Source organism: Bradyrhizobium sp. 179 (assembly GCF_023073535.1).
In the GTDB taxonomy this organism is placed as follows: domain Bacteria; phylum Pseudomonadota; class Alphaproteobacteria; order Rhizobiales; family Xanthobacteraceae; genus Bradyrhizobium.
On record NZ_JADPJR010000138.1, the window covers coordinates 1 to 15148 of the forward strand.

13 protein-coding genes and 2 pseudogenes are annotated in these 15148 nt (G+C 57.7%); 8 read left to right on the forward strand and 7 right to left on the reverse strand.

Features of this window, described 5'->3' with window-relative positions:
- From IVB12_RS32355 to IVB12_RS32365, 3 genes are all read right to left on the reverse strand, one after another.
- On the reverse strand, window positions 1–317 hold a 317-nt coding region (locus IVB12_RS32355), incomplete at its 3' end, for a recombinase family protein (RefSeq protein ID WP_247305734.1).
- 67 nt (window positions 318–384) lie between these two features.
- A complete protein-coding gene (locus IVB12_RS32360; protein WP_247305656.1) occupies window positions 385–969 on the reverse strand; it encodes a recombinase family protein in 585 nt (194 codons plus the stop codon).
- Window positions 970–972: 3 nt separating this feature from the next.
- On the reverse strand, window positions 973–1443 hold the full coding sequence (locus IVB12_RS32365) for a hypothetical protein (RefSeq protein ID WP_247305658.1): 471 nt from the start codon (window positions 1441–1443) through the stop codon (window positions 973–975).
- On the opposite strand from IVB12_RS32365, the gene IVB12_RS32370 reads away from it, so the two are divergent.
- The gene (locus IVB12_RS32370; protein WP_247305738.1) at window positions 1411–1620 is read left to right on the forward strand and encodes an ATP-binding protein; all 210 of its coding nucleotides are present in this window, start codon (window positions 1411–1413) and stop codon (window positions 1618–1620) included. The genes IVB12_RS32365 and IVB12_RS32370 overlap by 33 nt on opposite strands.
- A gap of 535 nt (window positions 1621–2155) precedes the next feature.
- Here IVB12_RS32370 and IVB12_RS32375 read toward each other — a convergent pair.
- Window positions 2156–2305: a hypothetical protein gene (locus IVB12_RS32375; RefSeq protein WP_247305660.1), complete on the reverse strand. Its 150-nt coding sequence runs from the start codon at window positions 2303–2305 to the stop codon at window positions 2156–2158.
- A 479-nt stretch (window positions 2306–2784) separates the two neighbouring features.
- On the opposite strand from IVB12_RS32375, the gene IVB12_RS32380 reads away from it, so the two are divergent.
- From IVB12_RS32380 to IVB12_RS32410, 7 genes and pseudogenes are all read left to right on the forward strand, one after another.
- Entirely contained in the window at window positions 2785–4245 is a 1461-nt protein-coding gene (locus tag IVB12_RS32380) for a biotin carboxylase N-terminal domain-containing protein (protein ID WP_247305662.1), read from the forward strand.
- 1 nt (window position 4246) lies between these two features.
- Window positions 4247–4753: a biotin/lipoyl-containing protein gene (locus tag IVB12_RS38525; RefSeq protein ID WP_247305664.1), complete on the forward strand. Its 507-nt coding sequence runs from the start codon at window positions 4247–4249 to the stop codon at window positions 4751–4753.
- A 1-nt stretch (window position 4754) separates the two neighbouring features.
- The gene (locus IVB12_RS32390) at window positions 4755–6362 is read left to right on the forward strand and encodes a carboxyl transferase domain-containing protein (RefSeq protein ID WP_247305666.1); all 1608 of its coding nucleotides are present in this window, start codon (window positions 4755–4757) and stop codon (window positions 6360–6362) included.
- Window positions 6363–7230: 868 nt separating this feature from the next.
- On the forward strand, window positions 7231–8244 hold the full coding sequence (gene trpD / locus IVB12_RS32395) for an anthranilate phosphoribosyltransferase (RefSeq protein ID WP_247305668.1): 1014 nt from the start codon (window positions 7231–7233) through the stop codon (window positions 8242–8244).
- 164 nt (window positions 8245–8408) lie between these two features.
- Window positions 8409–8633: pseudogene (locus IVB12_RS32400) on the forward strand (M20 family peptidase); the annotation flags it as partial.
- Window positions 8634–9352: 719 nt separating this feature from the next.
- Window positions 9353–9583: a hypothetical protein gene (locus IVB12_RS32405; RefSeq protein ID WP_247305670.1), complete on the forward strand. Its 231-nt coding sequence runs from the start codon at window positions 9353–9355 to the stop codon at window positions 9581–9583.
- Window positions 9584–9894: 311 nt separating this feature from the next.
- Window positions 9895–11426, forward strand: a pseudogene (locus tag IVB12_RS32410) (AMP-binding protein).
- Window positions 11427–12780: 1354 nt separating this feature from the next.
- On the opposite strand, the gene IVB12_RS32415 reads toward IVB12_RS32410, so the two are convergent.
- The 3 genes from IVB12_RS32415 to IVB12_RS32425 form a co-directional block, all read right to left on the reverse strand.
- Window positions 12781–13332, reverse strand: a complete 552-nt coding sequence (locus IVB12_RS32415; protein ID WP_247305672.1) for an Lrp/AsnC family transcriptional regulator — start codon at window positions 13330–13332, stop codon at window positions 12781–12783.
- 607 nt (window positions 13333–13939) lie between these two features.
- Window positions 13940–14377 carry a hypothetical protein gene (locus tag IVB12_RS32420; protein ID WP_247305679.1) on the reverse strand — a complete coding sequence of 146 codons (438 nt, stop codon included), beginning with the start codon at window positions 14375–14377 and terminating at the stop codon, window positions 13940–13942.
- Between the two features lie 173 nt (window positions 14378–14550).
- Window positions 14551–14706, reverse strand: a complete 156-nt coding sequence (locus IVB12_RS32425) for a hypothetical protein (protein WP_247305684.1) — start codon at window positions 14704–14706, stop codon at window positions 14551–14553.
- Window positions 14707–15148: the final 442 nt, after the last annotated feature.

The following is a 15148-nucleotide window of genomic DNA, read 5'->3' on the forward strand; positions in this document are numbered from 1 at the left end:
TAGCGGAAGATGTTATCTGCCAGTCGCCCCTGGTTGGCCATGAACTCCTCCCAGCTGATATAGCCTGGGTGAGCGGCGTGGAGGCAAACCGCCCAATCCGCGATCGCTACCTCGATCGTTCCCGTCAGCGATCCCGGCCGGCATCGGCTCGGATCCTTTTGCCGGCGGCCATAAACATACGCCCCAGCATAGGCCGGATTCTGAAGGATATTAAGGACGCGTGTGCTATCTGGCGCACGCCAGACGATCTCGTGTGGAGATGGTCCAAGCAGCGGCCGAACCGGCAAGGACAATCCATTCCTCCCCAAGTAACGCATCACACGGCGCGCACTTTGCAGTTCCCGGAATTTGGCAAACACGAGATGAAGACGGGCCCGCACCTCCTCATCCGGATTGAGAACAATTGTGCCCGCTCGATCGTAGGCGAGCCCGGCCGGCAGCGGCAGCCGCAGTTCGCCCCCGCGTTGCCTTCTGGCGCTCCCCTTGGTGAAGGCGCATCCGAAGCTGATGCAGCTCCGCCTCGCTCATGATGCCGGACAAGCCCAACAGCAGGCGGTCGTGATAGGCGCGCGGATCGTAAAGCCGCTCGCCATCCGCAATCAGCACGCCAAATACCGAGCACAGTTCGAGCAGCTGATGCCAGTCCCGGTTATTGCGGGCCAAGCGAGAAGCGTCGAGACTCACCACGAGACCGGCGTTGCCAAGGCCGATCTCGGCAATGAGCTTCTGGAAACCATGACGGTCCACGCCGCCAGCACCGGATTTGCCCAGATCCTCGTCAATCACCTGGACGCGCTCGGGCGGCCAGCCCAGACCGATGGCGCGATCGACAAGGCGGTACTGCAGCTGCGTGCTCTCCTGATGCTGGCGCACCTGGTTCACGGATGACTGCCGCACGTAGACATAGGCCAACTTGGCTCGGTGTGCGGTCGTGAGCCGCTCGTCAGCGACGGTCGAGCTGATCAGCACGGCTCAATCCCCTTCCGGGCGTGCCGGGAACCGCTTGCATTCGCCGCAGCAGCGTGGCGAGGATTTGAGCGATCTGGGTTTGCGTCGCGGTCGATAGATTCGGCCACAGGCGCGGAATGTCGGCCGGGTGGATTTGCCGACGTCGGCAGTGGTCGATACGCAACGCGACCTGGAAGCGGTCGGTGGGTCATCGCGAATCACCTTCTCGTCGAGAAGGCTGAGACTCGCGCTCAAATGTTGCATCAATAGGATCAGCGTACGTGCACTGATGCGCGGCAGATCGGCGGCGTTCAGGCGGGACGTGATCAGCGTCTCGCCAAGATCCGTCGACGCGATCCGAACCGCCCGCGGCCGTCCGTCCGGCAGCGCGACAACGACGTGGGCGGGACCGCGCCCCGACCGCTCCTTCAGCACCTCAAGCCGTTGCCCAAACAGGAAATGATGCGGGTAGACCGGCTCCTGCACCACAGCCATGTGCTGACGATTCGCGGCGACAGCTACCGGCTCCGCGCAAGCGCAAAAGCGGCCTCGTCAAGACGCCGACCGCCGGTGACGGCCCTCCGGTCGGCTCCGCCTCCCTCCGGCCCGTCACCGGCGGAAACAACCTTCAACCGAGATCACAATCCGGATGGTGGGGGCAGTTCTTCATGACGCAAAGTGGGCAGTTCCGGATGGCGTTTGACACACGGGGCAAGCCCCCACCCCTAGACAGAATGGATAGTGCGTTACGTACGGACCTGGCTACTTCCGGGAAGCCAGGAGCTTGGACAAATTTGTGCGATCATTTCGTTGAAAGGCCTTGAATCGCACGTAACGTCACATTGTACGATCATGAAATGAGATCGCGACCTCTGACAAACGAACGTAAGCTACTCCTAGGGTGTGGGACGATGGCATAACGATCTTGTCGTATTTCGAATTTGCGGCGAACGCTCGCCGTAAATGAGCCGGCGGCAACTCTCCCTTGCCGACGGTCGGGACGATGCGTAGCAGCGTCGCTCCTCCCAGACTGACTTCGCCTGGCTTCTCAAAATGAGGCCGGGCCTTTTTTGCCGTCGGGAAGACGTTAGTGCCTTGTCGACGTGAAACTGCTCGATCAGCTCGTCCGGAACCAGGCAAACTTGCGAGGTCGAGTCCGGCAAGACAACACGCGTTACGCCGACATCGGGATGCTGATTGTAAATCGTCAACACATCGCAGCCTTCGGTTCTGGCATACAAAGCAACACTTCCGAGCCATCAACGACTTGAACGGTTCCGGCCTGTTTTTCCTGTAGACAGGTGATGGCGGTGCGATCCGGGATGTGGGTGCTACCCAGGCGAAACACGTCCTCCATGCAAGCGTCTTTCTTCGCGTCGTTCGGCGGCTGATCTCGCGCACCCGCCGACTCGAGCACAGAGATGCCGTTGCACAACTACTGCACAGCACTTGGCTTTGGGACGCAAAACCAATGCGTTCGTTGTGTGCGCGTCACGATATCCTCTTTAGGTCGGTACGTTGCGGTATTGGTGTTCCTGCGCAAGGCACAGTCTCTGAGCCAGGCAGGCGAGCTTGATTCATCAATGTCGCGACGTGATTTCTATTGGCGATACCGCCAAAGAAAAAGGAGACTCGAATTGAGGTACTACGAACCATCCTGCACCTTCGATCGTCCCCGCGCGGCGCTCCCCAAACCGAGCCGCAAGGTAATAATTAAGCGGTGGAAGGCCGACTCACTGTCAACAGATAAGCGAGCGGAGCCATCGAAAGCGGACCAACCGCTCGCAAGTGACGGAAGTCTCGTTTGAGTTGTTTGGTTGGATATGAATGCACACAATGCCTTTCGATACAGTCCTTATCGCCAACAGAGGCGAGATCGCCGCCCGCATCATCAAGACGTTGCGAAAGCTGGGCCTTCGTTCTGCAGTTGTCTACCACGAGGTCGATGCGCGAAGCCCGGCAGTCTCCATGGCCGACACAGCGATTCTTATCAGCGGTCACACGCCGATCGCGGCCTATCTGGACATCGCACAAATTATCGCCGCCGCTCACAAGGCGGGCGCCGGCGCTGTTCATCCAGGTTATGGATTTCTTTCCGAACAGGCTCAATTCGCCACGGCCGTGATAAAGGCCGGCATTGCGTTCATCGGCCCCGCACCCGAAACTATTGAACTGATGGGCGATAAGATTCGGGCCCGCAACTTCGTCCAGTCGAACGGCTTTCCAGTGGCCCCATCTGCAATTGAGGAGGACGATCCAGCGACGTTCGTCTCCAGGGCGCGTGCAATTGGAACCCCTTTGCTGGTAAAACCGTCAGGGGGCGCGGGCGGCAAGGGCATGCGGATTGTACGCGACGTCGATGCTCTGGAAGGCGCGATTGAGCAGGCTCGCTCTGAGGGGCAACGGTATTTTGGGGATCACCGGCTTTATGTCGAAAGATACATTGAGAACCCGCGGCATATCGAAGTGCAGGTACTCGGCGACTCTTTTGGGAACATTGTACACCTGTTTGAGCGGGAGTGCTCGGTGCAACGCCGCTTCCAGAAGATCATCGAGGAAGCGCCCTCGCCAGCGCTGTCGCCAGAACTACGGAAACGCGTCTGCGAGACCGCGGTCGGTATCGCACGCGCCGCGAATTATCAGAACGCAGGAACCGTTGAATTCATTTTCGATGCAGGAGAATTCTACTTTCTCGAGATGAATACGCGCCTACAGGTCGAACATCCCGTGACTGAGATGATCACCGGCATCGATCTTGTCGCCGAACAGGTCTATGCCACCGCGGGCCGAGAACTTGGTTTTGCTCAGTCAGATATCGTTTCGAACGGCCACGCTATCGAAGTAAGGCTGTACGCTGAAGCCCCCGAACGAGGCTATGTTCCGACATCCGGCAAAGTACTTCTTCTCGAGTATCCGAGCGGGGTACGGATTGACAGCGGCATCACGCAGGGTCAGCCAATCACCACTGCGTTTGATCCCATGCTCGCAAAGATCATCGCGCATTCGCCGACGCGCACATTGGCCACCGCCACGGCCAATCACGCGATTCAGGGGGTCATTCTTCTCGGCTGCGAGACAAACGCTAGCTTCCTCGCCCGCATCCTTTCCGACGAGTCGTTTGTCCGCGGACAGTTTCATACGGGATATCTGGAGGAAAACCCGCACATTGCCGCTGGTAACTCTGCTACCGGCCTACCGGCATTCTTGGCATCAGCTGCTCTCCTGACCCGACAAGTCCGCGAATCGGCCGATGCCGTGCCCGCGCTTCACGCTTCGCTCGGCCATTGGAGAAATTGACGTGTATCACTCCGTCGAGGTTGATGGCGTCGATTATCGGTTATGGCTTTCACCCTGCCAATCCGGCTCCTATCATCTTCACTTGCGCGACCAAGTCATTTCCCCGGTCGCGTTTGCCCAATACGGCGAGAATTCAGGTGTCCTGACCATTGCCGGCGAGACCGAACGAGTCCGCTTCGTCATCGAAGGCGACCTGATTCACGTCCACATCCGTGGCATGATGCGCGATTTGCGCTACAGCGACCCGTTGCGAACGCTCGCTTGCGTGAACCAAGAGGCAACTTCGCTCATGACCCGCGCCCCGATGCCGGGAGTAGTCGTTACGATCGCGGTTTCGCCTGGTCAACCGGTATCCGCAGGCGCGGCGCTGATGATGATTGAGAGCATGAAGCTGGAAACTATTATTCGCTCTTCACAGGATGGCGTAGTCGATCGAATCCATTTCAAAGAAGGGGAGAGCTTCGAGCGGGATGCTGTGCTGATTACGCTATCGAAAGAAGGGCGCTGAAATGCTACGAATCGCTTCTGGAGCGAATGTCAATTCGCAAGACTTTCGTCAAAACGAGCTCCACAACAGGCGGCTTGCTGACGAGTTGAAGGAGCGGCAACGTGCTGTCCGCTTCCAGCGGCCCGACCGGGAGCTCGAGCGCCTTCGACGTCAAAATAAGCTGTTTGTACGAGATCGGATCGACGCCTTGCTCGATCCAAAAACTCCGTTCCTCGAGCTTTCAACGCTGGCCGCTAACAAGGCCTATAACGGCGAAGTGCCCGGCGCGGCACAGGTCGTCGGCATCGGGATCGTCGCGGGTCGCGAGGTGATGGTTCATGCAGACGACGCAAGCGTAAAGGGCGGCGCATGGTATCCGTTGTCTGTCAAGAAGATAGTGCGAGCCTTGGACGTCGCAATCGAGAATCGTCTGTCAGTGCTTCATTTGTGCGACGGCGCCGGAGGATTCCTACCTTTTCAGGCAGAGTTCTTCGCTGATCGCTACTTCGCGGGTCGGATCCTCCGTAACCAATCCATTCTCTCCAAGATGGGAGTACCGCAGGTCGCGATCGCAATGGGTCATTGCACAGCGGGAGCGGCCTACGTCCCGGCGCTTAGCGAATTCAACATTATGGTCGAGGATACGGGAGCTATATTTCTCGGTGGCCCTCCAGTCGTGAAAGCTGCTACCGGTGAAGACGTATCGGCACAGGAGCTTGGGGGCGCCCACATGCATACGAGCGTGTCGGGCACGAGCGATTATTCCGCAAGCTCCGAGATGCACGCCATTGCGATCGCACGTGATATCGTTGCCCGATTCCATCGTCCCGCGAAGACTCCGATTGATCAAGCCGCCCCGGAGCCCCCTGCTTACGACGCATCGGAACTATACGGCATTATTCCAAAGGACCCTCGAGTGCAGTTCGACATGCGGGAGATCATCGCCCGCATGATCGATGGTAGCCGATTTCACGAATACCAGCCGCGTTTCGGCACGTCCCTGCTGTGCGGTTTCGCGCGGCTTCATGGATATCAAATAGGGATTCTTGCAAATAATGGCGTGCTGCTCAGCGAAAGTGCGCTGAAGGGCGCTCACTTCATCCAACTATGCGACAAGAACCGGACGCCCCTGCTCTTCCTGCAGAATACGACGGGTTTCATGGTCGGCCGCGAATACGAGCGCCGTGGCATAACCAAGGATGGTGCCAAGCTGATCATGGCCGTCTCGGGAGCGTCGGTCCCGAAATTTACGGTCGTTTGCAACAGCTCGCACGGAGCAGGTACCTACGCTATGGCGGGACGTGCTTTCGATCCTCGGTTCGTCTTCACCTGGCCGCAGTCTCAGATCTCTGCGATGGGCGCCGAGCAAGCGGCAGGTGTGCTGACCCACGTTAAGACCCGACAACTGGCCCGTGACGGTGGGCGGCTCGCAGAGCAGGAGCTGGCAGCCATTCGAGGTCCCCTTCTCGACGAGTATCGGGAACGATCCAGCGCCTACTATGCAACCTCCGAAATCTGGGACGACGGAATTCTTGATCCAGTCGATACCCGAAGTGCACTCGCGATCGCCCTGAGCGCTTCGCTGAATGCTCCCATCGAAGCGCCCCATTATGGCGTATTCCGAATGTAGCCGGCAGGAGTCGAACGTCCGTCTCTAGATTCTACTCCCTAGCTGGGGTCCAAATCGACGCATCGTCCTGTCCCCGGCATGAGCCAGATTGGTGTCGTCCACATTCCGGGCAGAACTCGAATTCGCGACCTTGGTCAAATTAGACCAGCCCGTTTCTAAGTGGTGCGTTGAATTCGGTGACCACGTTGTCGATCAGGATAACGGGTTGCGCCGAAGTAGACCGAGCTGGGGTCGCATAGCCCTGATTGGCCGCGCATCGAACCTCGCGTGGGGACTACGCAAATTGCGTAACACTCGAGATGATCTGCTCGTTACACTTCTAGCATTGCGTAGTGCATTGCGAGGCTCCTGCGGGTCGAAGCCATCGAGATCTGCAGTTCGCGATTGATGCAAGCGCGGGCTGCCCTGCTGACTCTGATCCACCAACGGACGCGTCAGTCACATTAGATCCAAGGTGCGCCCTACTGATGAATTGTTGGGTCCATTCATCATCGACGATAACAGTCCTTGGGAGGAGACATGCAAGCCATCATACCGATCTCAGTCAACTATTCCACGACGGGCTGGGTGCAGAAGAAGTTGTCCCGCCATGCTCGACTATGGAACCATCCACCGTCTTGCCGTCCAATCGTCTGATCTGATCTCGAGCAAAGAACACTTGCTCCTTTGCAAGTGAACGCCATGGATAGCTTGATTCTTACGTAGCGTCAGGTTGTAGGATTGCAGAGCCGACTGACGTTCAAGCTGACACCACGCATGCCTCGACAACGCATACGCGGTCCGAGCCGGACCGGTTGCCGAGCTGCATGACCCCACTAACGCCCGTTTCGAATGAGGCCAATTGGAACGACTAAGCACGTGTAGAGCAATGAACGCCCTCAAATCGATCATTAGCAAAGTTGCTACAGGTGCCACGCTGACCCGCGAGGAGACCGCAACAGCCTTTGAAATCATCATGTCGGGCCAGGCGACATCCTCCCAGATCGGAGGATTATTAATGGGGATGCGGGTACGTGGCGAAACCGTAGAAGAAGTCACCGGCGCAGCCTCGGCCATGAGGAGCAAAATGCTCCGGGTCAGTGCGCCCCCCGATCCCGTCGACATCGTTGGTACGGGCGGTGACGCTTCGGGCTCAGTCAACGTGTCGACATGCGCCTCATTCATCGTCGCCGGGGCCGGCGTTCCTGTGGCCAAGCATGGCAACCGCGCCGTGTCCTCACTATCAGGTGCTGCTGACGTCTTGGCCCGCCTCGGCGTGAAGGTCGACCTCCCGCCTGTAGGCGTCGCTCGTTGTGTGCACGAAGCTGGCATCGGCTTCATGCTTGCGCCCATCCGTCATCCGGCTATGCACCACGTTGCCCGAATCCGAGCGGCAATTGGGAGCCGCACGATCTTCAATCTAGTCGGCCCGCTCGCAAATCCGGCCGGAGTCAAGCGGCAGATCGTCGGAGTGTTTTCGCGGCAATGGGTGCAGCCTTTGGCGCAGGTGTTAAAGAACCTTGGTGCTGAGTCCGTGTGGGTGGTGCATGGCTCAGATGGACTCGATGAGATCACCCTCACCGGGCCGACGTTTGTTGCCGCGCTAGAGAGAGGTGCGATCCGCACCTTCGAAGTCACCCCCGAAGAAGCGGGCCTCGCCCGCTGCCATAACGAGGCGCTGAGGGGCGGCAACGCCGATTCCAATGCAATCGCGCTGCAAAGCGTGCTCGACGGCATGCCAAGTCCGTACCGCGATGTTGCTCTTCTCAACGCCGCCGCGGCAATGATCGTGGCCGGCCGCGCAAGCAGCTTGAAGGACGGCGTCGCCCTTGGGCACGAATCCCTTAATAGCGGTGCGGCAGCCGCGCGATTGAAACACCTGATCGCGATCTCCAATGCTTGACACGGCCGATGTACGACGTTTTTAACACCAACATCGAAGCCAACGAGCGCGAAGAGATTGCAAGCGCAAATCGCGAGTTGCCTCTGCCACACGTCGAGGTGCTTACCGCGGTTGCGTCACAGACGCAGCAGCCCCGCTTTCGAAGCGACGGGAGCAGGAGCGCCCCCTATGAGAAGTGAAGCGCCGGAGCTGCGCTCTTCGATCATGCCAAACCCTTGCCGCCGGGCTCGGCTTCGATTTGGTCGACGTCTTCACCGGCGGCGTTTCCGACGGCGATTTTACCGCGTCGCGTACCGCAAGACTCGACGGCCTCGCCGTGACGGCAAGGGCGCGCATACCCACTATGAGCAGCTCTACTTTCGTTAGTTGAACCGCGTGGGCGGCTATAGCATCGGCTCTATCAGACGCTGCGATGATTGCTGCGTGACGCGATAGCTGCCAGGCCATTTGCCGCCGTACGGCGGCGCGCTCGCGCATTCACGCGGCTCGTTTTTTCAGGGCAGGCGCCGCAGCTGGGGTGCATCTCGTGAATTGCGTTGGCGGGACAAAGGCACGCTATGGCATGAGAGTCGAGTGCAGAAGAGGTGGTACTGTGTACTTCTCGGTTGCGGCGAGTAATTTAAGCTTGGCACCGCGAGCTCTTCCACTTTTCCTATCGGCGTTGGCCGGTGAGCCTCGGAAAAGTTTGATCCAGCGACAACACCAAGGGGCTTGAATCGCACGTAAGGTTAAATTGTACGATCTCAAGGTACATCAGTCTCGGGCTGGTCGAGATAAGGATTGCGAATGTTCGAGCATGTCAGAATCGCACCGCACCGTCTTAACTCGATCATCGCGACAGTGCGGCTCGCGCATGGTCCTGATGGGCTTAACAATATACGGCCGGCACCATATGCCTTCACTGATCCACATCGCTGGAGAGTTGGTCAATTCAGAGGACGTCAACGTCACCCCTACCGCGCTGTGCGGCTCCCCCTATTGCAGATTGGAAACCGAGTTCCTCCCCGGGTCGGGACACCCGTGGAGATCAGTTGAACCAAGAAGTTTTCGGTTGTGTTCGCTCAGCTCGATTGGAGCTCGCACGGCGCCGTCATCTCGGAAATGCAGGATGGTCGATCCGACCTCCGATGGTTCCAATCGGCTTAGGCGGCTAATGTCGGTCGGCATGACCGGCGCGACAATCGCGAAAGATTGCTTCGCATTTCGGGGCAGCACGATGAAAAAACCCGACGGTGCCAAGAACGTTCTGTTGGTCGACCACACGGAAGGTCAACGCCGAGCCATAGTCGGCTTGAAAGATGAAGATTCCAGATCTCCTATATGTGCGGTGAGCCTGTAAGTCGGAAACCTCAAGAAGGTAACGTCATGGTGCGCTTATCACTACGCGCAGATGCACGGCAGCGCTGTCGGACAAAACGGAGCCCGTGACGAAGCGCCTCCGTCTTTACGCTTAAAGAGATTTGGATCGATCCCGGGCTGATGACGTCGTCAAGACCGTATGCTTCCGACTGAGATCGCTTGACTGCTCGCGGGCCTGAAGGCCATCCGATGCGATCTGATCGCGATCGAGAGCTTCCGAACGACTCAGGAAGTCAGGGGTTTAAGCAGTTTTGCAAGTACGTAGCGAACCTGAGCGAAAAGGGGACAAAGGTGGATCTTTGCACACTGATTGAGCGTAACGCGTCGTTTACTCCCGACAAACCCGCGATCCACTTCGACGGGGGCACGCTAAGCTACTCCGCCTTCACTCAAAGGATCGAGCAAATCGCTCGTGCTCTAAAACATCAGCTCGGCATCGAGAGAGGCGACCGCGTCGCGATCCTTGGCCTCAACCGGCCCGACTACCTGGCCCTGCTCTATGCCTGCGCGCGACTCGGCGCAATGCTCGTTCCATTAAATTGGCGGCTTACGGTCGCGGAACAGTTGTTCATCCTCTCCGACGCCGGTCCCAAAGTGCTAGTTCTAGAACAGGCCTTTGATGCGCTGCTACCAGCTCTGGCGGAGCAATTGCCCGACACCTTTGTTGCCGGTTTGGACTTTTCGCCTCTCGGCGGAAGTAAGTGGGACTGCCTGGTAGACCAGGGCCGAGGCGACGATCGCAATCAGCACACGGACCTGTCTTGCCCCCTTCTGATTGTCTATACTTCGGGTACCACAGGGCGGCCGAAAGGCGCTGTGCTGCGTCAAGAAGCGTTGCTGTGGAATGGAATATGAGTCAGCACATGCATAACCTCGGCTCGACCGATCATGTCCTGACAGTCTTGCCGCTGTTTCACGTTGGCGGCCTGAATATCCAGACCACGCCGGCGCTGCATCACGGCGCGACCGTCACCATTCACACGCGATTTACGCCCGAGGCGACGCTTGCTGCGATCGAACGCGACAGACCTACGCTGGCTGCGTTGGTGCCTACCACGATGCAATTCCTAACCGACCATCCTCAGTGGCGGACGACGGACCTCTCCTCACTGAAGGCAATTTGCACCGGTTCAACGATGGTCCCGCAGCACCTTATCGAACGCTTTGTCGCACGTGGGGTGCCAGTGCTGCAGGTTTACGGTTCGACCGAGACCTGCCCTATTGCTGTTTATACGAGGCTCGGCGGCGATCTTACGCGTAAGGGCTCGAGCGGCTTGCCCGGCCTATGCTGCGAAGCGGCTATTCTCGATGATACCGGCAACAAGTTGCAGGCAGGCAGCCCGGGCGAGATCGCCGTACGAGGCCCCAATGTCTTCAGCGGGTATTGGGGCGCTCAACAAACAACGCGCGAGCCTTTGCACAATGGCTGGTATCTCACCGGTGACATCGGCTGCCGCGATGCCGATGGATACTTTTGGGTTCATGATCGCAAAAGGAACCTCATAATTTCCGGTGGAGAAAATATCTACCCGGCGGAAGTAGAGCGCGCGCTTATGGAGCATCCCGATATCGCAGACTGCGCCGTTGTCGGTCGACCGGATCCGCGCTGGGATGAGGTGCCGATCGCTTATGTGATCAGGCGGCCGGGGGTTCGGCTTGACGCGGAAGCACTAATGGCGCATGCAGGCTCGCAGCTCGCCCGCTTTAAGGTGCCGCGCGAAATTTTTTTCACGGAAGAATTGCCACGAACGGCGTTGGGGAAGATCCAGCATTTCGCGCTGAAGGGGCTTACACGATCAAGCCAGCACAACGACGGCGACTGAAGATTTCGATCGGGTTTGGCATTTCCTTTGCCCCGCAGGCGTGGCCGCTGAGGGCCGCGAAAACCCCACGCGTCACCGCGTCTATGCGAACACGGCAGCTGCGAGTTGATCATTTTCGGCGCCTTTCGGTCGAATAAAGTTGCCCCGAGGTCGCTGATGGCGCGGATCCTTATTATGAATGCCGGTACGGCGCAAATGTCGGGCTCTGATCTGCGACAACCCAACTTTCGCTTGCCTCCAAGTCGGCTTGGTCTCCGTGTGGTTTGCACAGGAGGGAGATAGAGGGCCCAATTCCGGTATTGGTAAGTCAAGGATTCGCCGACTGTTTGGATGCTCGCGCAGTTTGAAAGGAGAAGCATTAGAACGCGTCATTTGAACCTCAGAAACGGGAGAGAACGCTCCGTGGACGAGAAGGAAAGAGAGCTCAACAGAGCGGCACTCACAAGCGCTTCTCGGCCCATGCGCCTCCTTCTCGGTCTGCAGAGCAGACCGCCGAGCTGCACGACACCAGAGCTGGCATGGTTCGGAATGTCTCTTGAAATGCTGCTGCCGGCATACATTGCCATCCTCTCACCAAATATCGCGATTTACATCTCCTGCGCTTTGAACTTGCGAATCAGATCGCAAATGCCGTTGTAGTCGACGTATGTCGACGGTTCGCACGAGATGTCGTCCATGTCTTCACAGGTGCCGCACTCTTCCAGGAAGTTAATAGAGGTGCTGAGCCGGAGCGACGTCGCCAGTTGGGGTACCCGTCCTCACTCAGCCGATATTCCGATCGTCTATCCCACCTCAATTTTTGGCCCCTCGACGCCGCCGACGCCCGCGTCAGTTAGAGCTTTGCCCGTGTTGCTGCCGGCGTATTCTGGGACGTGATCGAACTGTCCATGCCGTCTTTCGGAGCGCGATTGTATCAATCTTCCTATCAACCGATAAGTAGCGCGCCATTCGAACCAGTCCGGGTTCAAAAGGAGAGATCGCTCTTGCGAGCCTGCGTTGACGCTCGTCCTTGACTAGTGCTTGCAGCAATCCCGTACCAGCGCCTTGCTGAATAAAGCTTCTGATTATGCCAGAAAATCAGCGACCTGTCGATCGGGCAAGGCGTCTTGAACCTGACCTGACTTGTTCGGCAGTCCGAAACCGCACAACAAGCGCGGCCTCATAGTGTTAGCCTCGGACATTGCTGTTGAGGAGCATGCGCCGAGCCAGATGGAAGTGCTGGAACGCCGCCTCATTTTAATCGGACCGCATCGATCCAGGCCGAGAGTGCGAGACGGTCGTTACCGCTCTCACAGCGCGGAAAGCGATTATGCTTGATCCAAGATGAGGCCGTTAAGGGTCACGGCGAGATTGGTCACCAGCATGCCAACGACCCCATTGGTAAAATGAAACCGGCTTTGACTCGGTCCAGAACAACTACAGTCTCGAGGCGCTTTATATCTGGATTTTCATTTATCAAGCGTCGGGTGAAATGCTCGTACTCTTCCATATTATTTGCAGTCACCAACAGGATGAAATCAGCTTGGCCCGTGACGTAAAATCCGCTCATCACCTCCGTCATAGTGCGGATCCCCCGCTTAAAGCGATCAATGATGTCGGCGCGATCGCGCTCAAAGAAAATGAGGACCAGCATAGTCACGTTTCGGCCGATCGCCCTTGGCGAAATGATTGAGACGTCTGATTCTATCACGCCCTCTTTTCGTAGGCGCTTTAGTCGGCGCTGAACTCCGGATGCAGATAGGGCAACTTTCGCGCCGAGTTCTTCACTGCTCAGGCGATTGTTGCGTTGAACGAGATCAAGAAGACGAGCATCGATTTTGTCGATTTCCGTGGCTGCATTGCGGACTCTCGAGCGCGACCGCCTCCTCCAGGCATGCGAGGTAGTGCCATTGAGCGTCCCGGTCATCTCTAAACCTTCTCCCTAGCACCTCTACGAATGCACGTCTTCAGCTGACAATGCGCGCACTGACGAGTTGAAAGGCTCAAACCTTATCGGGGACAGCCAACCACCGGTTCCGGCCTTGTGCGCGCCCGGTCGGCTTGCGTCGCCTCCCCTAATTCCAATAAGCCGCTACAGCTCTTTTCCTCACGGCGCTGTTGGTGGAGGTGAATTTGTCTGTACGGCATCTCTCTTGATCCCTGGCAGCTGATTGAACGTAGTCCTTTCGGGAGCGGACATGTGGGCGGCTTAGCGTCACCAATGGAGGACATTGGATTGACCTCCAGCTAGTGCGGGGTGAATTTCCTTCAGCTATGTCACGTCGTCGCCCGTGGCGGCGCGCAGGCCACACTGGCGGTTCTCAAAACCGACTAACGACAGCACTCTTCCATAGGCAGGGCGGCTTCCCGCCTGCGTCCCGTCGTGTGATGATCGATCACTGGACGCAATAGATCAAGAAGCAGCGCGCCCGGTATCGTCCCGCTCGCATCAGCATCGAGAACCGGCATCATTGAAATGTCTTCCTCTACGTCGAAGGGGCTTAGGATTGCCTCTCCTGCGGCGTCAGTCAACGTCAGCGGCTTCGCCGCGGCAAACGGCACCTCGACTTGAAATAACTAAAGCGCGGCATCTCCCGGGCAAGGCGCACCAGAAAGGACATTGTTAATGTCACGCCACTGAGCAGCGCATTCAGGACCAGGATCGAAATCTTGGCTGTATCTGCGATACGGCCGAAATGATCGAGCATCGAGGGCGCGTCTGCGTTGAGGCTCACGCCGTGATAGGGCGGCATCAGCATTAGAAGGCTTGCGCCACGCGCGGCCGCATAGCGGACGCGCTCGATTGCAAATTGCGTGCTGAAATGTTTGCATGTGATCATGACCGCCTTGCGAGTACCCACATGAGCCAGGGACAAATCAACCGATATATCGCACTCCTGCTCCGAAAACAGAAACTGCTCGGAACAATGAGCCAGAATGCAGATCCATCGGCGCGCTCGTCGATCATGCATTCGAGCACGCGGCGCTGCCCCTCAAGGGCAAGAACTCCGGTTGTGAAAGCCGGTGCGACTGGGAAGAGGCGGCCATAGGCGTATTTCCTTGCATTTGCCATGAGCAGGCGTCCAACAAGCGGATTTTCTTGACGGTCAGATGTCTTTGGGCTCGCTCAGGTCATCAAGAACATTCAATGCGGCTCGAACAGATAATAGGATCCGAGAATGGTCCTCGCAGTGTTCGCCGCCTGCAAGAGATCGGGCGTCCAGCCATCTGCCGCGAAGACTTCGTAGTTATTGTTCCAGCGGGTCCACCAGAAACTAAAGGCTGCGTTGGTGTAGCTCATGCCATAACCCGCTTTACCTTTCTCTTCCGATGCAGGGCATGAGCAATCCCACGAGGTCATTCCGGCTCTGCGGCAATTTGCCGATGAGATCGGAGCGATAGACCTTTATCCCAGCGCCGTCCGCGGATACGCGGTGTTTTTCGCTCAGCATTTTGGAGATGACTGGAACTGTCCTGCTTCGACCTTATGAGGCGCGGCCCTGCCCCGATCGTGATTATTCCAGATGAGGTCGCATTGGTCGCGGCGCCCGAACTCAGCATCTGGGTAATTTTGGGAAAGTATCCCTTGTAGGACGCAACCGTCTAATTCAGCTGCCAACTCAGACCTGTCGGTTTCTCGCGTATCGCAACGTGAACGGGATGATTCACCTAACATATGCTGATCGGTGTCTTCCGCTTGTACAGCTTTCGAAAAGAAGACGGCGCTAAAGGCTCCGCAGGAA

What these genes read in the sequence shown, in the direction of transcription:
- IVB12_RS32375 (WP_247305660.1), bottom strand. Translation starts at nt 2,305, where the DNA reads ATGGAGGACGTGTTTCGCCTGGGTAGCACCCACATCCCGGATCGCACC.
- IVB12_RS32390 (WP_247305666.1), top strand. Translation starts at nt 4,755, where the DNA reads ATGCTACGAATCGCTTCTGGAGCGAATGTCAATTCGCAAGACTTTCGT.
- IVB12_RS32415 (WP_247305672.1), bottom strand. Translation starts at nt 13,332, where the DNA reads ATGACCGGGACGCTCAATGGCACTACCTCGCATGCCTGGAGGAGGCGG.
- IVB12_RS32405 (WP_247305670.1), top strand. Translation starts at nt 9,353, where the DNA reads ATGGTCGATCCGACCTCCGATGGTTCCAATCGGCTTAGGCGGCTAATG.
- IVB12_RS32365 (WP_247305658.1), bottom strand. Translation starts at nt 1,443, where the DNA reads ATGGCTGTGGTGCAGGAGCCGGTCTACCCGCATCATTTCCTGTTTGGG.
- IVB12_RS32370 (WP_247305738.1), top strand. Translation starts at nt 1,411, where the DNA reads ATGCGGGTAGACCGGCTCCTGCACCACAGCCATGTGCTGACGATTCGC.
- IVB12_RS32380 (WP_247305662.1), top strand. Translation starts at nt 2,785, where the DNA reads ATGCCTTTCGATACAGTCCTTATCGCCAACAGAGGCGAGATCGCCGCC.
- IVB12_RS32425 (WP_247305684.1), bottom strand. Translation starts at nt 14,706, where the DNA reads ATGAGCTACACCAACGCAGCCTTTAGTTTCTGGTGGACCCGCTGGAAC.
- trpD (WP_247305668.1), top strand. Translation starts at nt 7,231, where the DNA reads ATGAACGCCCTCAAATCGATCATTAGCAAAGTTGCTACAGGTGCCACG.
- IVB12_RS32420 (WP_247305679.1), bottom strand. Translation starts at nt 14,377, where the DNA reads ATGCATGATCGACGAGCGCGCCGATGGATCTGCATTCTGGCTCATTGT.